Source organism: Chimaeribacter californicus (genome assembly GCF_002858675.1).
Classification (GTDB): domain Bacteria; phylum Pseudomonadota; class Gammaproteobacteria; order Enterobacterales; family Enterobacteriaceae; genus Chimaeribacter; species Chimaeribacter californicus.
In genome coordinates, this window is the sequence record NZ_PJZF01000003.1 from 265,934 (window position 1) to 290,177 (window position 24,244).

Consider the following 24,244-nt stretch of genomic DNA (forward strand, 5'->3'; position numbering starts at 1 on the left):
AGGTATATGTGGCAAAAGCCGTCTCTGCTTAAAAAAGAATTTATCAAAAAGATAAAAAATATTTATTGCGGGACGGTATTTTTTAAAAATCAAGCCTGATAAACCGGTTTATGCAATTAAATTTTCCAAATAATCTTCTGATTTAAAACAAATTTAACTTAATGAATCATAATTTAACTTAAGTCGAACATAATAAAAACAACTTTTATCATTTTTGAAGCCAGCCCGATAACACTTCAGTTAAATTTATATATTTCGCAGACTGAATCGTATTTGCCGGCGCGTGCGGCCGCGCTACAGGGGGTCAGCAGGGCCGTAACCTATCTGTTTTGGTTATCTGTTTACGGTTTCTTTCTCTTTTTTCCCGTTGAGATCCCGCGCACAGTTCCGGCCACAAAAAAGCCGGGTTGCCCCGGCTTTGGTCATCACACGTCTGATTTACCCCTGTTGCACCTGAATACCGTGCTGCACCAGCACATCCCCCAGGGTATTCCCGCTCTCCAGCGCACTGTTGTGGTAGACGTCAAAGGTCAGGCCGTCCACCACCCGCTGACCGGTGGTGGCCCAGGTATTGCCGTCGCCCGCCAGGGTGAGCTGGCTGCCGTCCGCCCCGCGCACAAACAGGTTTTCGCCGGGCTGGTCCGTCAGGGTTTGCGCGCCCTGGAGATCCAGCCGCAGGCTGTTGGTGCCGCTCTTGCCCAGGTCAACGATCTCTACCTGCTCCACCTTCAGCCCCAGTGAGGCCAGGTCCAGATGCTGGTCCGTCCCTGCCAGCAGCAGCGTATCGATGCCGCTGCCGCCCGCCAGGTGTGTGATGTCGAGGGTATGCAGCGCAAAGGTGTCGTTGCCGCTGCCGCCCACCGCCTCACTGCCGGGGGTAGTGAGATCGAGCGTCAGCCCGCCGATGGAATAGGCGGCCTCACCCGGCAGGGCGTCTGCGGCGGCAGGCGCGGCCTGGGCGGTGCTGAGCGTGCTGTCGGTGTGATCCACCGCCACCGCCCCGCTGCTGACTGACGCCACTGACAGGCTCTCTGCGGTGACGGTGCTTTCGGTGGTGGTGGCCGCAGCGGGCGGTGTGCCCAGCGTCACCGTATTTTCGAGCGTGGTGACGTTGCCCGCGGCGTCGGCAAGGCTGGCGGTCAGCGGGTAGTTGCCGTCCGGCTGCCCCGCCAGCGCGCGCGCCGGGATCGCCACCGACCAGCTGCCGTCATCCTGTACTGCGGCGTGGTAGGTGACGCTGTTGAGCATCACCGCCACCAGCAGCCCGGCAGCGGCGGCCGTGGTGGTGCCGGTCACGGCAAAGCCGCTCTGCACCTCGCGCGCGCTGATCAGGTTGTCACCGGTGACCGGGTTCACCTGCAAGGGGGGCGGCGTGAAGTCCACATTCACATTGCCGGTGGCCTCACGGCTGTTGCCTGCCGCATCCCGCGCGGTCACGGTCACCGTGGCGCGCCCTTCCGGCAATGCCTGAAGATCGGCCGCCGGGACGCTTACCGTCCAGGCACCGCTGTTGTTGACGATGGCGTTATAGCGCGTGTCGCCCAGCATCACGCTGACCTGCTGCCCTGGCCCGCTGACGCCGGTGGTGCCGGAGAGCGCCTGCCCGGCGGCGGCTTCCGCTGCGCTCAGCGCGCCGTCCGCAAACGGGGTGTCGAGCGTCGGCGCGGGCAACGCCGTGATGTGCACGCCGATGTCCACAGTCTGGGTGATCAGCGTGCCGTCCACGTCCGTGACCGAGGCGGTCAGCGGCACGCTGCCGTCCGGCAGGCCGGCCACATCCGCGGCGGGCACGGTGAATTGCCAGCTGCCGTCGGCCGCCACCGTCGTGGTGTAGTGGTGGCCGTCAAAGGTCAGCGCCAGCGCGGCCCCCTCGGCCACATGGGCCGTGACGCCGCTCAGTACCACCGCCCCGGCGGCCTCTTCCGCATTCAGGGTGTTATCCCCGGTGACCGGGTTAAGCGCCAGCCCGCCCTGCTCAAGATCCACCGTGGCGGCGCGGCTCTGCACCGCCGGGTTGCCGTGGATATCCGTGACCCGCGCCTCGATGATGATCCGCTCCCCGCTCTCCAGCCCGGCCAGCGCCGACTGCGGGATAGTGACGCGCCAGTCGCCGCCGGAGGAGACAGTGGTGGTGTAGTTGGTGCCGTTAAAGCGCAGGGTCAGCGTCTGCCCCGCCTCCACGCCCACGGTGTGGCCGGTGACCACCTGATCCACCTGGATTTCGGCGGCGTTCAGCACGTCATCCCCGGCCAGCGCATCACGGGTAATGCCGAGGTCGAGGTTGCGCGCCACCTCGATTTCGTCCCTGATGGTGGTGACGTTCCCGGCAGCATCGCTGACGCTGACGGTGATCGGGTAGATGCCGTTCGGCATCTGGTTCAGTCCGCTGAGGTAGAGCGCCCAGCTGCCGTCCCACAGCACTTCCGCCTGGTACGGCACGCCAAACAGCGTCACCACCGCTTTCTGGCCCACCGTGTCCATGTCGGCGGTGCCGGAAATGGTGGGGTTGGTGTCGCTGTTAAGCAGCACGTTGTCCCCGGAGATCGGGTCCAGCGTCAGCGCCGGTGGGGTGAAGTCCACCTGGAAGCTGCCTTCCGCCTGCCCCTGGTTACCGGCGGCATCGGTGGCCGTCACGGTCACGCTGTGCTGGCCGTCCGGCAGGCCGGTGAGCCACGCGGCAGGCAGCGTGGCGCTCCAGGCACCGGTAGCGTCTACTGTGGCGTGGATCTGCTGGCCGTTCAGGGAGACCACCACATTCTGCCCGTTACCCGTTATGCCGGTGTTCCCGGCGATACTCTGCCCCAGCGGCTGTGCCGCGTCAGGCTGGCCCAGCAGGCCATCGGCAAACAGGGTGTTCACCGTGGGCGACGGCACGGTGTGCACCGCCACGCCCAGCGCGGCGGTGGCGTAGAGCTGCCCGCTGCTGAGGCTGGCGGAACGCGCCACCAGCGACAGGATGCCGTCGGGGAGCTGTGCGGCATCGGCCGCCGGGATCGTCGTTGCCCAGTGGCCCTCCGCGTCCACCCGGGCGGTGTAGCGGTGGCCGTTCAGCGTCAGGTTGACCACGGTGCCGGTAGCGACCCCGAGGGCGTGGCCGCTCAGGGCGATGCCCGCGCCCGCCTCTGCGGCGTTGATCAGGTTGTCGCCGGTGACCGGATCGATGCTCAGCCCGGCGCGGTCGGTATTGACGTTTACAAAACGGGTGGCGGTGGCGATGTTACCGGAGAGATCCGTCACGCGCCCCAGCAGGGTGACACGCCCGCTGTTCAGATCCGCCAGATCCTCAGCCGGCACGGTGATCGACCAGATCCCGCCTGACTGAATCACCGTGGTGTAGGTGTCCGCGCCGATTTTCAGCTGCACCTGCCGGCCAGTTTCGACGTTATCCGCCGAGCCGGTAATGATCTGGTCGGTGAACAGGTCGGCCCCGTGCAGCCGGTTATCCCCGGAAACCGTGTCGATCCGCAACCTAGGCAGGGTGGCGGCGTTGCCATCCAGCACCAGGGTTCTGACTTCGCTGGCGCTGTTCCCCGCCGCGTCTGACAGACTCACCTGCAGGTCATAACGGCCATCCGGCAGGTTCACCAGCGCGCCCGGCGGCAGGCGCAGGCTCCAGCCGCCGCCCGGCCGCACCGTGGCCTCATAGGTGATGCCGTTGAACAGCACCGTCACGCTGACCACGCCGCCCACTTCCGAGCCGCTGCCGCTGAGGGTGACGCCTGCGGCCATTTCACGCGCGTTGGCGATGTTGTCACCGGCAATGGTATTGACCACCAGCGTCGGCGCGGTGAAATCCACCTGCACATTCCCGCTGACAATGGCGGTGTTGCCCGCCAGATCGCTTACGATCACATCCAGTGCGGTGGTGCCCTCGGCCAGCCCACGGAAGGCAGAGGCCGGCAGCGTCAGGTGCCAGACGCCGTTCTCCTCCACGGTGCCGGTGTAGATCAGGCCGCCCAGCGCCAGGCTCACGCTCTGCCCTGCGCCGGTGAGGCCGGTGGTGCCGGTCAGGGTCTGGTCAGCCTGTAGTTCCGCGGCGTTGAGCCGGCCATCTACAAACGGCGTATCCAGCGTGGGGTGCGGCAGGCTGGTGAGGTAGACGCTGAGCGGCGCGCGGGTAAAGACCGCGTCACCGTCGGCGTCTGTGGTGCTGACGTCGACGCTCTGGCGGCCGTCCGGCAGCCCGGCCAGCGCTTCCGGCGGAATGGTCAGGCTCCAGAGCCCCTGCGCGTTGGTCTCTGTGGTGTAGCTCTGGCCGTTCAGGCTCACCGTGACCTCGTTACCCACCGGCACCCCGGAAGTGGTGCCGCTGACGGTCAGCCCTGCCGCCTGTTCGGCCACGTTGAGCAGGTTGTCCCCGGCCAGCGGGTTCACGCTGATGCCGCCGCGGTTGGCGTCTACCGTGAAGCTCTCGCCGGCGGTGGCGCTGTTACCGGCGATATTGGTCACATTGGCATTCACCGTGATGTCGCCGTCGCTGAGCAGGCGCAGGTCATTGGCGGGCACCGCGGCGCTCCAGCTGCCGTCCGGCTGCACGGCGGCGGTGTAGGTGCGGCCGTTCAGGGTCAACGTCACCAGTTGGCCCGCCTCCACATGATCGGCGTGGCCGCTCAGCAACTGGGCGGTGTTCTGTTCCGCACCGTCCAGCACGTTATCCCCGGCGAAGGCATCAAAGGTGATCGCCGGGGTGTTGAGCGGCCCGGCGGCCAGCGTCACCGCCCCGGTGACCGTGGTGCTGTTGCCCGCGTCATCGGTGATGGTGGCGGTGATTGGGTAGCTGCCGTCCTCCAGCCCGGCCAGCGCGCCGCGCGGCAGCGGGATCGTCCAGATGCCGTCCTCGGTCACGGTGGTGGTGTAGGTCTCGCCGTTCAGCGTGACCACCACCGTCGCCCCCAGGCTGGTGTTGATCGGCACATCCGCCGAGGTGCCTTGCAGGGTCAGTGCCCGCGGTGCCTCCGCGCTATTGACGATGTTGTCTGCGGTCAGCGGGCTGATGCTCAGCCCCGGCGGGGTGAAGTCCACGGTAAAGGCCCCGGGGCCGGAGGCGGTATTCCCAGCGACGTCACTGGCGGAGACGAAGTAATTCACCAGCCCGTTGGGCAGCGCCTGCAAGATGTCCGCCGGAATGGCGGCGCGCCACAGGCCGCTCTCATCCACCGTTGCGGTAAAGTTCTGGCCGGAGAGCGTCACCGTGACGCTCTGCCCCGCGCCGGTAACGCCGGTGTGGCCGGTGAGCGTCTGCCCGGCGGCCGCTTCGGCAACGTTCAGGTAGCCGTCGCCGAACGGGGTGTCATTGAGCAGTTCCGGTTGGGCATTCGCCACCACCAGCAGATCCTGCGTGGAGGTGATCAGGTCGCCGTTGCTGTTGCGTACGTCGGCCGTGACGCTGTAGGTACCGTCCTCCAGCCCGGCCAGATCGGCCGCCGGGACGCTGGTGCGCCAGGTGGTGCCGCCGGTGACGGTGGCGTTGCTGGTCAGGGTGGTGGTATAGCTTACGCCGTTCAGCGTAACGGTGACGGTGTTCCCGGCCGCCAGCCCCTGCGCCACGCCGCTGATGGTGAGGTCAGTGGTGGCCTCGGCCGCATTGAGGATGTTGTCCCCGGCCAGGGTATCGATCGCCACATTCTGCCCACCACTCACCACCGTCAGGGTTTCACGCGTGCTGGCGGTGTTCCCCGCCACATCCGCCACGCTGGCGCTGAGCGTGAGGGGGCCGGTGGGCAACAGCGACATATCCGCCTGCGGCACGATCAGGCTCCAGCTGCCGTCCGCCTGCACCGGGGTCAGGTAGGTGTGGTTATTCAGCGTGAGGGTGACCACCTGCCCGGCTTCCACATGGGTGGTGGTGCCGCCCAGCTCCTGCGCCACGCCACGCTCTGCGCTGTCGAGCTGGTTGTCGCCGGTGAAGGGGGTAATCACCAGTCGCGGCAGGTCGCTGTTGTCCACGGTGACCGTCTGGCGGGCGGTGGCCGGGTTGCCTGCCGCGTCGGTGGTGGTGGCCGTCACCGCATAATCGCCCGACAGGCCGCTCAGGGCGCCGGCCGGGAGAGCGACGCGCCAGGTGCCGTCTGCGGCCACCGTGGTGCTGTAGGCCTGATCATTAAAGGTCAGGCTCACCGTACTGCCCGCCTCACCGGCCTGGCCGGTGACGGTGATGCCGTTCTGCACATCGCGCTGGTTCAGCAGGTTATCCCCGGTGACCGGGTCGATCGCCAGCTGCGGCGCGGTGATGTCCAGCGGCAGGCTGCCGCTGGTGCTGCTGAGGTTCCCGGCGGCATCGGTGACCGTCACATTCAGCGGGTAGCTGCCCTCCGCCAGCGCCTGCAACGCGCCGGACGGCAACGTCACGCTCCAGCTGCCGTCTGCGGCCACCTGCCCGCTGTAGTTCTGGCCGTTCAGCGCCACGCTGACGCTCTGGCCCTCCCCGCTGACGCCGGTGCTGCCGGTCAGCGTCTGGTCACTTTGCGTCTGCGCCAGGTTAAGGGTGGCGGGCGGGTTCAGCGTCGCCTGCGGCAGGTGAGTGACGTGGACATCCAGCGAGGCTTCCGTGTTCTGGCTGCTGCCGTCCGCCAGCGTGACGGTGGCGGTCACGCGCTGGGGGCCGTCCGGCAGGGCGCTGACCCCCTCCACCGGCACCGAGGTGCTCCAGCTGCCGTCCGCGTTCACGGCGGCAAGGTAGGTGGCCCCATTCAGCAGTACCGTGACGGTGCTGCCCGGCGCGGTCTGGGTGGTGGTGCCGCTCACCACCAGCGGCTGCGCGGCTTCGGCGGCGTTGAGGGCGTTGTCGCCGGACAGGGGGTTGATGATCAGGTCGCTGGCGGCCAGGGGGGCGATAAGGGTGCCGGAGGTACGGGAAATGTTGGTTGCGGTTGCCATAAACTGCCTCTTTTAAGAAGGGTGATCACTCTCTTGTGCCGCCAGCACGCCAGGGGCGAAATAACGGCACAACGAGCATTAATCCAACAGCCCCCTGTGCGGCGGCCTGATGTTCTTTCCAGACTGGTGAAATGCAGTAATAAAATGCCGGGCAAAAAAGCAAAAACGGGCTGAGGTTATCGCGATAACCGATAAATAGTGTTTGTTATAAAAAATAAAGGGGCCGGCTATTTCGGCCTGACAGGAAGTCTATGGGAAAAAGCAGTCGGTATAGATCTAAGAAAACTCCTGAAACGTGTTACGTAAATGCGCCAAACCTGAAAGAAATAATTGGGTGAAATTAAATGCTTTCAATTAACCGTTGATATTGGGCAGCTTTCCTCAGGCGCCCGCATAATATTCCACAGCCGGCGTAATAAAATAAAAAAGCGGTATCATTAAAATAACAAACAAATCATTAGAATATTTTATCTTTTTTATCAGAGAATAAAGCGCCCCTATTACTGTTCAGGTTCACATAGCGCTATTCCCATAAAAGAGGCCGGGTTTCCCCGGCCCTGTGGTTTATTACCCCGGCGCGTATTACACCTGTTGTACCTGAATGCCGTGCTGCACCAGCAAGTCGCCCAGCGCGTTGCCGCTTTCCAGTGCACCATGGTGGTAAACGTCAAACAGCAGGCCGTCCACCGTCCGCTGGCCGCTGGTTTCCCATGTGCTGCCGTCGCCCGCCAGCGTGAGCTGGCTGCCCTCTGCCCCACGGATAAACAGGCTCTCCTCCGGCTGATCCCGCACCGTTTCTGCCTCGTGCAGCCCCAGCGTCAGGCTGTTGCTGCCGCTCTGGCCGAGATCGAAGATATCGATGTTTTCAATCTTCAGCCCGAGCGCGGTGAGGTCGAGGTGCTGATCCGTACCCGCCAGCAACAGCGTATCCGTGCCGCTGCCGCCGTCGATGTGCAGGAAGTCCAGCGTATGCAGGACAATGGTGTCATTGCCGCTGCCGCCTGTCGCTTCGCCGCCGCTGTGGGTGAGATCCAGCGTCTGCCCGCCGATGGCGTAGGTGCTGTGCTCCGGCGTGGCAGCGTCCGGCGTGAGCAGCGCGGCGGTCAGGGTGTTGTCGGCGGTGTCCGCCACCACCGCCTGGCCGGCGACGGCCCGCGCGGCGTCGCTGTCAGCGGCATCCGGGGCCGCCTCCAGCGCCAGGGTATGGGTTATCGACGTCAGGTTCCCGGCCACGTCCGCCAGGCTCACCGTCAGCGGGTAGTCGCCCGCCGGTTGCTCCGCCAGCGCCCCGGCCGGGATCGCGACCGCCCAGTTACCGCTTTCCTGCACCATGGCGTGATACTCCACGCCGTTAAGCACCACCAGCACCAACAGCCCGGCCGCCGCGATACCGGTGCTGCCGGCCAGCGCAAAGCCCGCCTGCGCCTCCTGGTGGCTTATCCGGTTGTCGCCGGTGACCGGGTTAAACGCCAGCTCCGGCGCGCTGGTGTCCACGGTCAGCACCGCTTTGGCGTGCAAAATTTGCCAGCCCGCGCCTTTAACGCTCGCCTTCAGCGTGCTGCTGCCCTCCTCCAGCACCGCCACATCGGCCGCCGGTAATTTCACTGACCAGCTGCCGTCCCGGCCGACTTTGGCGGTGTAGTGTTCACCGTTGAGCGTCAGGTGCACCGTCGCCCCGCGCTGTACGCCGTCGGTGTGGCCGGTGACGGTAATCGCGCCCCCCGCCTCGGCGGCGTTGATCAGGTTGTCACCGGTGACCGGGTCAATGCTCAGGCCATCATGGTGGCTCTTGATGGTGATATTACGGCTGGCGGTGGCGCGGTTACCGGAGGTATCCATCACGCTGGCGCGCAGCGTTTCCCCGCCGTTGCCCAACGCCGCCAACGCCTCTGCCGGCACCACCAGCGACCAGACGCCGCCCGCCTGCACCTGGGTGGTGTAGGTCACGCCGCCCACTTTCAGGCTCAGGGTCTGCCCGCTTTCCACATTCTCTGAACTGCCGGAAATAATCTGGTCGCTCTGGATCTCCGCGCCGTTGAGCACGTTATCCCCGGAGACTTTGTGAATGCGCAGTACCGGCCGGTTGGCCGGGTCGGCGTCCAGCAGCAGGGATTCGGTGAGGGTGGTGGTGTGGCCGTTGGCGTCAGTCTGGCTGACGGTCAGCGTATAGCGGCCATCCTCCAGCGCCGCCAGCGTGCTTTTCGGCAGCGTGACCCGCCAGTTGCCTTCGTCATTGACCGCGGCGTTATACGTCACGCCGTTAAGCAACAGATTGACCGTGCCGCCCGCCTCGGAACTGTGGCCGCCGATCGCGACCCCGGCGGCCGCTTCGGCGGCGTTGATGATGTTATCCCCGGCGATCGGGTCGAGGGTGATGACGGGCGCAGAGAGATCCACCGTCAGCAGGTTCAGGCCGCTGATTTCATTGCCGCTGAGATCGGTCGAGGTGGCGGAGACCCAGTAGCCGGTGTTGCCCAGCAGCGCCAGATCCGCCACCGGCACGGTGACGCTCCAGCTGCCGTCCGAGGCGGTGACCGTGGTCTGGTAGAGGTGGCCGTTCAGGTCGACGGTGACCGCTGCCCCCACCTGCCCGTTGGTAATGGTGCCGCTAATCACCAGCGGGGCGTTGGCCTCGTCGGCGGTCAGGGTTCCGTCACCGGCCAGGGTGTCGATGTTAAGCTGCCCCGGCGTGCGGTAGAGCAGGAAGCTGTGGCTGCCCACCGCCAGCAGGTTGCCGCCCGCGTCGGTGATGCTGCCGAGGATGTCGGTAGTCGGGTCATTGGGCAGGGTTTTCAGATCCTCAGATGGGATCAGCACGCTCCAGCTGTGGTCTGCCTGCACCTCCGCCTGATAGGTGAAGCCGCCCAGCGTCAGGGTCACGATGCTGCCCGCCGGGTTGTTTTCCGCCTGGCCGCTGAGCAGTTGGTCACTCTCCAGCTCATCTTCATCCAGATAGTTGTCGCTGCCGCCGAACGGGTCGAAGGTCAGCGGTTGCAGGTCGCCCAGTTCGACGGTGAGCGGCGCGGTGGCGGTGATCAGGTTACCGGCCAGATCATAGGCAGTGACCGTGACCGTGAGCGGGCCGTCCGGCAGCCCGGCCAGTTCCTGCGGGGTGAAGGTCACCGCCCAGTCGTTAGTGTAGTCGGAGAAGCTGTGGGTCACGCCGTTGATCGTCACCTGCACATCCAGCGGCATCACCATAAAGTGGCTGCTGCCGCTGATGACCAGCCCGGCGGCGGCTTCATCCGGCGTCAGCACATTATCCCCGGCGATCGGGTCAAGGGTAAGGGTGCCCGGGTTGGTCAGCACCACAAACACATTATCGTTGCTGATGGTGTTGCCCGCGCCGTCTGTGACGCTGCCGGCGAGGTCAACCCGGCCATCCGGCAACAGCGCCAGATCGGCGGCCGGTACCGTGACCTGCCAGTTGCCGCCGATGCCGGTGGTGGTGGTGTAGGTAAAGCTCTGCCCGTCCAATGAAGTCATCCGGATTGTCACCGCCAGCCCGGCCACGCCCTCACCCGTGGGGCTGTCGTCCAGGAAGAAGGTGCCGTCGAGGATCTGGTCCTGCGCCTGCTCCCCGGCATCGACCACATCATCCCCGGCAAAGGGGTAGAAGACGAAGCCGCCGCTGAACGGCTGCGGGGTAAAGGTGACGCTGTGGCTGGCGGTGGTGACGCTGCCGTCCGGTGCGGTGAGTTCCGCCACCAGCGTATAAACGCCGTTGGCGACACCGCTGAAGCTGCCCGCCGGTACCGTGACCTGCCAGGTGCCGTCGGCCGCCACGGTGCCGGTGTAGTGGTAGGCCGGGTCATCAAAGGCGGTGACCGCCACGCTGCCGCCCTGCGCGCTCACCGGCGCATGGCCGCTGATGATGATGTCGTTGGCCGCCTCCTCTGCATTCAGGATGTTGTCTTCGGTGAGCGGATCGAGGCGGAAGGCATCAAACGCCACCCGCAGGTCGAGGGTGTCGGTGACCGGCACGGTGTTGGTGTCCAGCGCGTCGGCGGTCAGGGTGTAGGTGCCGTTGCTCAGGTCAGCCAGATCCCCGGCCGGGATTTGCAGGCTCCAGGTGTTGTCGCTCTGCACCAACGTGGTGTAACTCTGGCCGTTGAGCGTCACGGTGACGACGTTGTCCGCCGGCACGCCGATCACCACGCCGCTGACCGTCAGGTTGTTGGCGGCTGCGGCGGTGTCAAGCTGGTTATCCCCGGCCACAATGCCGATCGCCACCGCCGTGCGGCCGGTGACCACCGTCACCTCTTCGGTGGCGGAGACGCTCTCGCCGCCGGCATTGCTGACGGTGGCAGTGAGGTCATAGTTCGGGCGCACCACGCCCAGCTCAGCCAGGTCGGCCTGCGGCACAATCAGCCGCCAGCTGCCGTCCGCCTCCACGGTGGTGGTGTAGCTCTTGTCGTTGAAGGTCACAGTGACCGTCTGCCCCGCTTCCACATGGGTGGTGGTGCCGGTCAGCTCTTGTGCCACGCCGCGCTCGGCGCTGTTAAGCTCGTTGTCACCGGTGAACGGGTCGATGGTCAGCAGCGGCAGGTTGCTCTCTTCAACGGTGATCTCCCGGCTGACCAGGGTTTCGTTAAGGAACCCATCGCCCACCCTGGCCGTCAGGGTATAGCTGCCCGGCGCGAGGCCGTTCAGCGCCGCCGCGGAGAGCACCACATTCCACAGCCCGTCGCCGTCGACAGAGCCATAATAGTTGTTGCCGTTGAAGGTAACGAAGACACTGGTGCCCAGTTCGTCGCTGTGGCCGGTAAGGGTGATACCCGCCAGCAGCTCCGCACGATCCAGCGCGTCGTCCCCGGTGACCGGGTCGAGGGTCAGCGTTGGCGCGGTGACATCCACCTCCAGCTGGCTGGTGGCGCTGCTGCTGTTGCCTGCCTCATCGGTGACGCTGGCGGTCAGCGGGTAGTTGCCGTCGGTGAGCGTTTGCAGGGCACCCGCGGGCAACGTGACGTGCCAGATGCCGTTACTGCCCACCTGCCCCTGGTAAATCTGGCCGTCGAACGTGACGCTGACGGTCTGGTTATCGCCGCTGACGCTGGCGGTGCCGGTCAGGATCTGATCCTGCTGGGCACGCTCAATATTGACCGGGATCGGGTAATCGATGGTGACCTCCGGCAGCGCATGGGTATGCACGCCCAGCGGCAGGCTGTCCGCCAGCGGGTCACCGGTGGCGTTAAGGGCGGTGACCTCTGCGGTGACCGGCCCATCCGGCAGGGCCTGAAGGTCGGCGGCGGGCACGGTGACGCTCCAGCGGCCATCGGCCGCCACGGTGGTGCTGTAGCTCTGGCCGCCCAGGGTCAGGGTAACGGGCGTGCCTTGCGCCAGATTGCTGGAGGCCCCCTGCACAGTGATATCGCTTTGCGCCTCCTGCGCATTAAGGCGGTTGTCCCCGGCCAGCGTGTCGATGGCGATGCCGTCCAGCGTGTCTTCCACCGCAAAACGGTTGATCACCGTTTCCGCCGGGTTACCGGCGCTGTCAGTGACGTCAGCCAGCAGGATATTGGCCCCGTTGGGCAGGGCGGCGATGTCCGCCGCCGGGATAATCAGGCTCCAGCTGCCGTCGGCCTGCACCACGGCGGTGTAGCTTTTTTCATTCAGGCTGACGGTCACCACCTGCCCGGCTTCCACGTTCTGGGCCGTGCCGTAAATCGCCTGCGCCACCTGGTGCTCCGCGCCCGTCAGGATATTGTCCAGCCCGCCGCTTAATGAGGGCAGTGAGTCGGGGTCAGCGTTGATCCGCAGTTCCCGGGTGGCAGAAACGGGGTTGCCGTCACCGTCCGCGGCCTCGGCGACCAGCGGGTAGGTGCCGTCCGGGAAGCTGCCGTCACGGGCGCTGAGGGTATGCGCCGGAATGGTCAGCTGCCAGTCGCCCCCTGCCCCGGTCTGGGTGGTAAAGGTCTGGCTGCCGAGGGTCAGGGTGACCAGTGCGTTGTTCAACGAGGAGGTACCGCTGACGGCAATCTCCTCTTCGGCCTCGGCAAAGTTAATGACGTCGTCCGGCACCAGTGGGTCGATGGCCAGCACCGGGACTGCCAGTGCGCTGCTTGCAGCGGCGGCCAGCACGCCGGCGCGGCTCACTTCTGCTGCGCCGGAATAACGGGAGATGTCTGGGGTATTTTTCATAGGCTGCCTCTTATTTAAAAAAACCGGTATCAATTCCATCCTGAACCCCTCCGCTTATTTCATTCGAAGGTGAAAAGAAAATGGAAAATTATCTGTACACCCTGCCCGGCAAGGCGTACCTCTTTTTAATGAGATAACGGATAACCTGAATAAAAAACCAGCCATATAAAAACGGTTATTTTCTTGTGCGTTATTTTGCTGTACGTTGATAAGCAATGTTTTTTAAATAGCGGTAACCCCGCACTTCCCTTTTACCCCTGCTTGTCTTTGCTGTTTTTACGGCACACACCGGGCAGAAATAACCTTTATACTCAAGCAAATGGGCGGATTACAGAGAAAAACAGCGCATTACAGGCTGCATCGCGCCTGACAGTGTCACCCGCCTTCCTTTTAACAAATTTAGCTATTGTTAAAATCAGCTTAAACAATAGACTTATTCCCGGCTAAATTAAATAGCCCGCTGCCTTCCCCCTGCGATTTTATTCGTTATGGGAGCTGAATCGCAGATAACCCAGGGCGTATTAACCGCACCCGGAATAAACCCTCATTTCACCTGCCCATAAAAAGAATAAATAGCGAAGCGGGAATAAAAAAAGGGGCCAAAATAGCGGCCCCTGATATAAATAAAATGCTGTTTTGGGTTACACCTGCTGCACCTGAATACCGTGCTGCACCAGCAGGTCGCCCAGCGCATCGGCGTTTTCCAGCCCGGTGGCGTGGTAAACGTCAAAGGTCAGGCCGCCTACCTCGCGCTGGCCATGGGTTTCCCACGCGCTGCCGTCGCCTGCCAGCGTAAGCTGGCTGCCGTCTGCCCCGCGGATAACCAGGCTCTCTTCCGGCGTATCCCGCACCGCTTCCGCCTCGTGCAGCCCCAGCGTCAGGCTGTTGCTGCCGCTCTGGCCGAGGTCAAAGATATCGATGTTCTCGATCTTCAGCCCCAGTGCGGTGAGGTTCAGATGCTGATCGCTGCCCGCCAGCAGCAGCGTATCCGTGCCGCTGCCGCCGTCGATGTGCAGGAAGTCCAGCGTATGCAACACAATGGTGTCATTGCCGCTGCCGCCGATCGCTTCACCGCCGTGTTCCGTCAGGTTCAGCGTCTGCCCGCCGATGGTGTAGGTGCCGTGCCCGGCCGATGTGTCCGTGGCGGCCGCCTCCGGCGTCACCAGCGCGGCAGTCAGGGTGCTGTCGGCACTGCCCGCTGTGGTGGCCTGGCTGGTGACCGTCAGCGCGGACACACTTTCAGCGGTATCGGTATCCGGCGCCGCGTCCAGCGTGATCGCGCTGGTGATCGACGTCAGGTTGCCGGCCACGTCCGTGAGGCTTACCGTCAGCGGGTAGTCGCCCGCCGGTTGCTCTGCGAGTGCCTCAGACGGGATCGCCACCGACCAGTCACCGTCGGCCTGCACTGTGGCGTGGTAGTCCACGCCGTTGAGCACCACCAGCACCAGTAACCCGGCAGCCGCGATACCGGCGCTGCCGGTGAGCGCAAAGCCCGCCTGCGCCTCCTGCACGCTAATCAGGTTATCACCGGTAACCGGGTTGAATGCCAGTTCCGGCGCGGTGGTGTCCACCGTCAGCACCGTTTTGGCGTAGAGCATCTGGCCGCAGGCGCTTTTCACGCAGGCGGTCAGCGTGGCGCTGCCCTCCTCCAGCGCCGCCACATCGGCCGCCGGGAGCGTCGCCGACCAGTTGCCGTCTTCCCCGACGGTGGCGGTGTAGTGTTTGTTATTCAGCGTCAGTTGTACCGTCGCCCCGTGCTGCACGCCGTCGGTGTGGCCGGTCAGGGTGATGGCACCGCCCGCCTCGGCACCGTTGATCAGGTTGTCGCCGGTGACCGGGTCGATGCTCAGGCCGTCGCGCTCGCTCTGGATGTTCAGGTTGCGGCTGGCGGTGGCGCGGTGGCCGGCTGCGTCCGTGACGCTGGCGCGCAGCGTCAACCCGCCGTCGCCCAGCGCCGCCAGGTCTTCAGCCGGAACACTCAGCGACCAGCCGCCGCCCGGCTGTATCTGGGTGGTGTAGGTGACGCTGCCGATTTTCAGGCTCAGCGTCTGCCCGCCCTCCACGTTCTCCGAGCTGCCGGTGATGACCTGGTCGCTCTGGAGTTCCGCGCCGTTGATCAGGTTATCCCCGGAGATGTTATGGATGCGCAGCACCGGGCGGACGGTGGATTCTACCTCCAGGCGCAGATCCTGGGTGGTGGTGCTGGTGTTGCCGTAGGGGTCGCGTGCCGTGATCACCAACTGATAGTCGCCGTCCGGGAAGCTGCCGTCGCGGCCACTGAGGGTATGCGCCGGGATGGTGACCTGCCAGTTGCGCTCCCACCCGGCCTCGGTGGTCAGGGTCAGGCCGCCGAGTGTTACCGTCACTGTCACATCCGCCTCGGAGGAGGTACCGCTGATGGTGATATCCTTTTCCGCCTCGGCAAAGGTGATCACGTTATCGGTGGCGACCGGCTCCAGCGTCAAGGTGGGCGCGACCAGGTCAACGGTGACGAAATTGCGGTCATCGGTCACGGTGTTACCGGCAATGTCGCTCACGGTAACGATAAGCGTGGTGGCATCTTTACCGGCCAGCGCCTGCAACGCAGAGGACGGCAGGATCACCTGCCAGTTCCCCTCTTCATCGACGCTCCCGTTGTAGGTGATGCCTTCCATGGTGACGGTCGCCGTCTGCCCCGGCCCATACAGGCCGGTGGTGCCGGTGAGCAGCTGGTCAACGGCGGCCTTCTCCAGGGTGAGGGCCTCGCCGCCAAACGGCGGATCAAGGTGGGCTGTGCCGAGGTCGTAATGCATGCCAATCTCTACGCTGGCACTCTGCCCATCCGGCGCTTTCACCGTCAGCGTCTGCTGGTTCACCTGTTTCCAGTATAAGTAGAGCTCGTCACTCGAGACCTCATACGACCAGCTGCCGTCGGCACGGGTGGTGGTGGTGTAATACCGGCTGCCGTTGCCCGGACTCTGGAGTATGGTCAGGGTCAGCTCGGTGCCGGCGGGCAGCCCGTCCGTCATGCCGCTCAGGGTGATCCCCGCCTCGCCCTCCGCATAGTTGATCAGGTTGTCACCGGCCACCGTGTTGATGGTGATGGGGGCGAAAGCCAGATCCACCTGGGCGGTGGTGGCCGCGCTGCCGCTGTTACCGGCCGCATCGGCGGCAATCACTGACAGCGCCGCGGCCCCCTCCGGCAGCGCCTGCAAATCCACCGCCGGGAGCGTGGCCTGCCAGTGGCCGTCGTTATCGACGGCAGCGGCATAGGTTTTGCCGTTCAGCGTCAGGGTCACTGTCTGCCCGCTGCCGGAGACGCCGGTGGTGCCGGTGATCAACTGGTCGGTGGCCGCCTCCTCTGCCGTCAATACGCCGTCACCAAACGGCAGGTCAAACGCCGGAGTGGGGCTGGCCTGAATCGCCACGTTCACGTCGAGCGTGGCCGGGGTCGTGCCCGGCACGCTGGCCGTCGCGGTGACGGTGCCGTCCGGCAGGTTGATAAGTTCCACCGTGGGGATCGGCACCGACCAGCTGCCGTCTTCGTTGATGGTGGTGGTATGGGCCACGCCGTTGAGCATCACGGTCACCGTCAGCCACGCCGCAGCCGGGTCGGCGCTGCCGCTGAGCGTGATGCCTGCCGCCGCTTCCGCTGCCGTGATGATATTATCCCCGGTCACCGGATCCAGGGTCAGGTTGATCTCACCGGGTATGATTTCGATGTCATGGCTCGTCGTGGTACGGTTCTCAGCCACATCAAAGGCGTACACCGTGACTGATGCCAGGGTTCCCCAAAAGGCAAGCTCCTGCAATCCATCAGGGGGGAGGGTCACGCGCCAGTGGCCTTCTGCGTCCACGTTACCCTGATATGTCCCATTACCAACGCTGACCTCCACCCGCAGCATGCCTTTCGAGGCAGTGCCGGTTAACACCTGGCCCTGCGCTGCTTCCGCAGGCGTCAGCACGCCGTCGCCAAAGGGGGTATCCATCTTCACCCAATAGTTTTCGCGGTTTAAATAGAGCCCCACTTCCCGGGTGACCGGTGCGCTGCCAGGTGCGGTAATGGTGAAATTATACTGGCCGTCAGGAAGGAGGAAAATTTTATAATAATCAACGTCGATGCTCCATTTTCCATTGGCCGTGACCACATCTGAAAAAGTCTTGTCAGCAAATTCCACTCTGATAATTGACCCCACAGGGAGTGAGGGGGCGGTGCCGCTGATAACCAGTGAACCTGCTTCACTGACGTTGACATAGTTATCCCCGGCGATGGGGTTCACTGTCAGCCTGTTTGAGGTATAGGCCACCGTCAGGATGTCACTGCCGTGGGTGGTCTGCCCGGCCAGGTTGGTGGCGCTGGCGGTGATCTCTGTCTGGCCGTTGTAGAGTTTGAGCAGATCGGCCGCCGGTACCGTGGTGGTGAAGCTGCCGTCCGCCGCGACGGTGGCGCTGTAGGTTTTATAGTTCAGGGTAAGGGTGACGGTCTGCCCCGCCTCAATGCCGCTGGTGGTGCCGCTCAGGGTCTGCGGCCGCAGCGCTTCGGCATCACTCAGCACATGGTCGGCGGCAAAAGGGTTAATGGTCAGGGAGGGCAGGCTGCTGTCCACCGTCAACTTGCTGGTGTAACCCGCCTCCTGCCCGGCCAGGTTGCTGACGGTGGCGATAATCTTTGCGCCGTCAGGCAACGCAGCCACCTCGGCCGCCGGGACGGTGGTTTGCCAGTAACCGTCCTCCCCCACGGTCGCGGTGTAGGTGTGGCCGTTAAGCGTCAGGGTGACCGTCTGCCCCGCTTCCACATGGTGGGTGCTGCCGCTCAGGATCTGGATGGCCTGGCCTTCCGGGCCGCTGATAATGTTGTCACCGGAGAAGGCGTTGATAATCAGAGATGGCCAGTCGGGATCCATGTGCAGCGGCACACTGATGCTGACGCTTTGCCCTGCTGCTGTCTCTGTAGAGATCTCAGCCGGGCCGACACCCTGCCTGAGCAGGGTATCCATTTCTGAAAAGGTGAGTTCCGTGCGCCAGCTGCCGTCCGCCTCTACCGTGGCTGAGACCATATCCACAAAGTTGCTGAGCCGGATGTTGACTGTTCTTCCGGCCTCAACGCCGGTGGTAGTGCCGCTCAGGATGCGGGTCTGAACAAATCCGCCTTCATACGGCGTGAGGATATTGTCCCCGGCAATGGGGTCAATGGTGATCGTCGGGGTCACAACGGCCTGTACCTCAGCGGTGGCGGCGGTTGCCTGCGCAGCATCGGGCCCGGTCAGCGCACTCAGGGCGTTTTCATCGGACGCGGGGGAAATAAGACTGCCGGTAGAGCGGGAGAAACGCGTGGTAGTCATACACTGCCTCTTATTTAATAATCCTGAATAATTGCCCTACGGTATATTCCGGTGAGCGGAAATAACACGCGTGGCGATTCCATAAATACTCAACGATCATGGCGTTACGCTTTCCAGGCTGGTGCAGCAAGGTAGAGATAAAATAAAAAAGGTTAATTAATAACGCGAAGAAAATAACATCCTGCCCTGATGGGCGCTTATCCGCCACCGGGCGGATTAACACGTTGATTCAGGGTCTGTTGTCAGGTGCTCAGTGTAACCGAAAAATAAAAGGAAAATAGCGTAAACCGGGTTATTTATGCTTTCTGCAGGCGGCATCTGGCTATTATTTTTTTGCCAGCGTGGGGTAAAAATATTCATTTTTAAGAAAAAGGCCAGAGACGCCGTTATTTTACCATGTGCTATTTTCGGCCTGCGCGGCTTATAAGGGCCGGGTTTCCCCGGCGCCTTTTCCTTATTACACCTGTTGCACCAGAATGCCCTGCTGTACCAGCAGATCCGCGTTCTCCAGCCCCGTGGCGTGGTAAACGTCAAAGGTCAGGCCGTCTACCTCGCGCTGGCCGCTGGTTTCCCAGGCGCTGCCCTCGCCCGCCAGCGTGAGCTGGCTGCCCGCCGCCCCAAGGACTAACAGGTTCTCCTCCGGCTGATCGGTGACGGTTTGTGCCTCGTGCCGCCCCAGCGTCAGGCTGTTGCTGCCGTTACCGAGGTCGAAGATATCGATGTTCTCGATCTTCAGCCCCAGCGCGGTAAGATCCAGGTGCTGATCGCTGCCCGCCAGCAGCAGCGTATCCGTGCCGCTGCCGCCGTCGATGTGCAGGAAGTCCAGCGTATGCAACACAATGGTGTCATTGCCGCTGCCGCCGATCGCTTCACCGCCGCTATGCGAGATATCCAGCGTCTGCCCGCCAATGGTGTAGGTACCGTGCTCCGGCGTGGCGACCTCCGGCGTTACCAGCGCGGCAGTCAGCGTGCTGTCGGCACTGCCCGCGGTGCTGGCCTGGCTGGCGGCGGTTAATGCAGTGGTGTCTGTGGTGGCGGCGTCCGGGGCGGCTTCCAGCGTGACCGCGCTGCTGATCGACGTCAGGTTGCCGGCCACGTCCGTGAGGCTCACGGTCAGCGGGTAATCACCGGCCGGTTGCTCCGCCAGTGCCTCAGGCGGGATCGCCACCGACCAGTCACCACTCGCCTGTACCGTGGCGTGGTAGTCCACGCCGTTGAGCACCACCAGCACCAGCAACCCGGCAGCCGCGATACCGGCGCTGCCGGTGAGCGCAAAGCCCGCCTGCGCTTCCTGCACGCTAATCAGGTTGTCGCCGGTGACCGGGTTAAACGCCAGCTCCGGCGCGCTGGTGTCCACGGTCAGCACCGCTTTGGCGTAGAGCATCTGGCCGCAGGCGCTTTTCACGCAGGCGGTCAGCGTGGTGTTGCCCTCCTCCAGCGCCGCCACATCGGCGGCCGGTACGGTGGCCGACCAGCTGCCGTCCCGGCCGACTTTCGCCGTGTAGTGTTCACCGTTGAGCGTCAGGTGCACCGTCGCGCCGCGGTGCACGCCATCCGTGTGACCGGTGAGGGTGATCGCGCCTTCGGCATCCGCGGCGTTGATCAGGTTATCGCCGGTGACCGGGTCGATGCTCAGGCCGTCACGGTCACTTTTAATGGTAAGGTTACGGCTGGCGGTGGCGCGGTTGCCGGAGACATCCGTGACGCTGGCACGCAGCGTTTCACCGCCGTTGCCCAGCGCCGCCAGCACCTCCGCCGGTACCACCAGCGACCAGACGCCGCCCGCCTGCACCTGGGTGGTATAGGTCACGCCGCCGATCTTCAGGCTCAGCGTCTGCCCGCTCTCCACATTCTCCGAGCTGCCGGAAATAATCTGGTCGCTCTGGATCTCCGCGCCGTTGAGCACGTTATCCCCGGAAACAGTATGGATGCGCAGCACCGGCCGGTTGGCGGGGTCGGCATCCAGCAGCAGCGACTCCGTCACGGTGGTGGTCTGGCCGTTGGCCGCGGTCTGGGTGACGGTCAGCGTATAGCGGCCGTCCTCCAGTTCAGCCAGCGTGCTGTTTGGCAGGGTCAGCTGCCAGTTGCCCTCGTCATTGACCGCGGCGTCATAGTTCACGCCGTTAAGCTGCACGCTGACCACACCGCCCGCTTCCGAACTCTGGCCGCTGATCGTCACCCCGGCGGCGGCTTCGGCGGCGTTGATGATGTTATCCCCGGCGATCGGGTCAAGGGTGAGGATGGGGGTATTCAGATCTACATACAGCGTGGAGGTCGTGTTGACCTCATTAAAATAGGGGTCATAAGAGGTGACCGTTACCATCAGCGGGCCATCCGGGAACTGCGCCAGCTCCTGCCGGGTAAAGGTCACTGCCCAGTCGGGGCCGGTGCCGTCATAGCGATGGGTTATCCCGTTGATCGTCACGCGGAGGCTAAGCGGCATAAGTAAAAACTGGCTGCCGCCGCTCACCACCAGTTCATCGCCCAACTCACTCCCCGTTAGCACGTTGTCACCGGCAATCGGGTCAAGGGTGATACCGGCAACAGGCAGCGAAACCATAAACTGGCTTCCACTCCTGATGGTATTGCCTGCGTCGTCAGTCACGGTGCCGATAAGACTTGCCCAACCATAGGACAATTGAGCCAAATCAGTGGCCGGTACCGTGACCTGCCACTTGCCGTCTTCGTCGGTAAGAGCGGTGTAAGTAAACTCGCCGTTTTCCGCCCACAGCATATTAATTGTTACCGTCAATCCGGCCACACCCTCGCCGTCATCAGAATAGAGGGTGCCGCTCAGCGTTTGATCCTGTTCCCCCTCTTCATAACTCAGATCGTTATCACCGGCAAAGGGGTTAATCGTCAGGGTCGGGGGCGTCAGGGCCAGCGTTGGGATCTGTTCGGCGGTGCCGCTGTTACCGGCAATGTCGGTGACGGTGGCCAGCATATAGACCCAGTCACCGGTCAGGGTCTGTAATGTTGCGGAGGGCAGGATCACTGACCAGTTGCCGTTCTCATCCACGCTGCCGGTAAAGGAGGCACCATTGCCGTCAAGCGGCTCACTCTCTAGTGTGACCACCACCGTCTGCCCGGCACCGCGCATTCCGGTTTTGCCGGTAAGCAACTGGTCGGTGGCTGCCTCAGCGAGGGTGAGGATGCCGTCGCCAAAGGGCTGATTGAACATCGGATCTGCGCGGTTATCAATATAGTTGCCGATCACGGTACTGGCGGATTGCCCACCGGGCGCAGTGACGGTCAGCATCAGGGGGGATGCCTGCCACCAGTCACTGAAAATATCATGTTCAGAGACGTCATACGTCCAGCTGCCGTCCGCGCCGGTGGTGCTGGTGTAGGTATTTCCGCCAAGTGTAAGCACAAGCACAGTGCCGGTCGGTAATCCATCGGTAATGCCGCTCAGGGTGATGCCGTTCAGCGCCTCATCAAAGTTAACCAGATTGTCGCCGGTGACGGGGTAAATGGTGATCGGGGCAGTGATCTGATCGACCAGTATCGTGAGGGTGTCGCTGCCGCTGTAACCTGCCGCATCGGTGGCAATCACCTTCAGGGTCGCACCGCCCTCAGGCAACGCCTGCAAAACGGAGGACGGCAGGGTCGCCTGCCAGTGGCCGCTGTCATCCACGGTAGCGGCATAGGTTTTGCCGTTCAGCGTGACCACCACCGACTGTCCGCTGCCGGTAACCCCGGTAGTGCCGGTCAATAGCTGGTCGGTGGCGGCTTCTTCCGCGGTCAGCACGCTATCCCCAAAGGGGTTATCAAACGCCGGGACGGGGCTGGCCTGAATCGCGACGTTCACATCGATATTGACCGGCGTGCTGCCCGGCAGGGCCACGGTTGCCGTGATGGTGCCGTCAGGCAGGCTGACCAGCTCCGCCGTGGTGATCGGGACTGACCAGCTGCCGTTACTGGTAATGGTAGTGCGGTGGTCAACACCGTTGAGCGTGACGGTGAGGGTCAGCCCGGCTGCCGAGGCATTGGCGGTGCCGCTGAGCACAATACCGGCGGCGGCTTCGGCGGCGTTGATGATGTTATCCCCGGCAACGGGGTTGATGGTCAGGTTGGCATCGCCGAACGCTACTTCGAAACTTTTTTCCTCGTAATCGAGGTTACCGGCGAAATCATATGCCACCACAAAGACTTCGCTGCGCGTTCCTGAGATCTCCTGTAGTGCGCCTGCCGGGATGGTCACGGCCCACTCCCCGTTATTATCGACCGTGGTTTCATAACGCCACTCCCACACACGAAGCTCGATCCGCTGCCCTGCCCCGGTAATCCCCGTCGAGCCGGTCAGGGTTTGATCCTGCGCCGCCTCGGCGGAAGTCAACACACCATCACCAAACGGGGTATCGATGCGCATCGGAAAGTTATAGAGCGGCGAAACATAGAGTCCCACTTCCACGCTGACCGGTGCACTGCCGGGGGCGTCAAAGGTCAGCGTATACTGGCCATCCGGCAGACCGTGCATGAACATCCCCTCAATCGGGATGCGCCAGGTGCCGTTAGCCTGTACCTGCGTGCTGAAGCTTGCGTTGCCAAACGTCAGGTTAATCACAGAACCGGGGGTAACAGAGGGCGCACTGCCGGTAATCTCGACGGTTCCTGCTTCCAACCCATTAATATAATCGTCTTCTGCAATGGGGTTGACGGTAATACGCGGCGTGGTATACGCGGCAGTAAAGAGCAGGCTGTCACGGGTTGCTTCACCCGCCAGGTTGGTGGCCGTTGCTGAAATCTCCGCCTCCCCGTTGTAAAGCCGCAACAGATCGGCGGCCGGGATCGCGGCGGAGAAGCTGCCGTCGGCGGCGACTACGGTGGTATAGGTTTTACCGTTCAGCGTGATGGTCACCGTTTGCCCGGCTTCGACGCCGGTAGTGGTGCCGCTCAAGTTTGGTGAGCGGAAGGCTTCGGCATCACTCAGCACATTGTCGGTGGCGAACGCATTTAAGGTCAGTGACGGCAGGCTGCTGTTGACCGTCAGGGTGGCGCTGTCCCCGGCCTGCTGGCCGCGCGCATTGCTGACGGTGGCAGTAATCTCTGCGCCATCGGGCAGGGTTGCCATATCCGCGGCCGGGATGTCGATGTACCAATTTCCATCCGTCCCGACTTGCGCAGTATAGGTTTTTTCATTGAGGGTGACCGTGACTGTCTGGCCCGGCTCAACAAACCCTGCACTGCCGCTCAGGCGCTGGGCTGCCTGCCCTTCCGGGCCGCTGATAATATCGTCACCGGTAAACGCGTGAAGGGTGATAGAGGGCCAACCGTAATTCACGGTAAGAGGTGACGAGGCGTAGACATAGGTGCCGTCGGCATTACTTACCGACGCCATAATTCCACTTCCGTTATAGCGGAACACGTAATACATATCCGAGGGATGGACTGTCGTGCTCCAGCTCCCGTCTGCCTGGACTGTGGCTGTTGCATGGGCATAATCCCCGACCGTGATATTGACGATACGCCCGGCCGCTACGCCGGTTGTCATACCACGAATAATTTGTTCAGTTTCGCCCTCAACCCCATTAAGGATGTTGTCACCGGCAAAAGGGTAAATAGTCAGCGTCTGGGCGGCGGCCTGCGCTTCCGTGGCCATTATGGTGGTCTGTACCGTTTCCGGCTGCGGGCCGGGCAGGGTGTCAGTTTCTGGTGCCGGGGTGTTACCGGTGGCGGCGGTGCTGTTTACCTGCCTGGTGTCCGATTCGGTCAGCGCAGTAACCGGGGTGTCATCAATACGCGGGGAAGTCAGGGTGCTGTGGTAGCGGGAGAAGGAAATTGTCCTTGCCATAGAGAGCCTCGTGTTCACTAATCCATAAATACCCCCATGCGGTATGTTCCCGTTATGCACGGCTCAGGAAAAAGCGCAGGGAGATCCTGTTATGACGTTACGTTAAGAGGAT

Annotated in this window: 4 protein-coding genes; all 4 read right to left on the reverse strand. The window is 63.2% G+C overall.

Going from position 1 to position 24,244, the window contains the following annotated elements:
• Window positions 1–438: 438 nt before the first annotated feature.
• Window positions 439–6,876: an Ig-like domain-containing protein gene (locus CYR55_RS06060; RefSeq protein ID WP_101815250.1), complete on the reverse strand. Its 6,438-nt coding sequence runs from the start codon at window positions 6,874–6,876 to the stop codon at window positions 439–441.
• A gap of 582 nt (window positions 6,877–7,458) precedes the next feature.
• A complete protein-coding gene (locus CYR55_RS06065; RefSeq protein ID WP_165699535.1) occupies window positions 7,459–13,017 on the reverse strand; it encodes an Ig-like domain-containing protein in 5,559 nt (1,852 codons plus the stop codon).
• Window positions 13,018–13,658: 641 nt separating this feature from the next.
• Window positions 13,659–18,338, reverse strand: coding sequence for an Ig-like domain-containing protein (locus tag CYR55_RS06070; RefSeq protein ID WP_101815252.1), 4,680 nt, complete (start codon window positions 18,336–18,338; stop codon window positions 13,659–13,661).
• 457 nt (window positions 18,339–18,795) lie between these two features.
• The gene (locus CYR55_RS06075) at window positions 18,796–24,132 is read right to left on the reverse strand and encodes an Ig-like domain-containing protein (protein ID WP_101815253.1); all 5,337 of its coding nucleotides are present in this window, start codon (window positions 24,130–24,132) and stop codon (window positions 18,796–18,798) included.
• Window positions 24,133–24,244 lie beyond the last annotated feature (112 nt).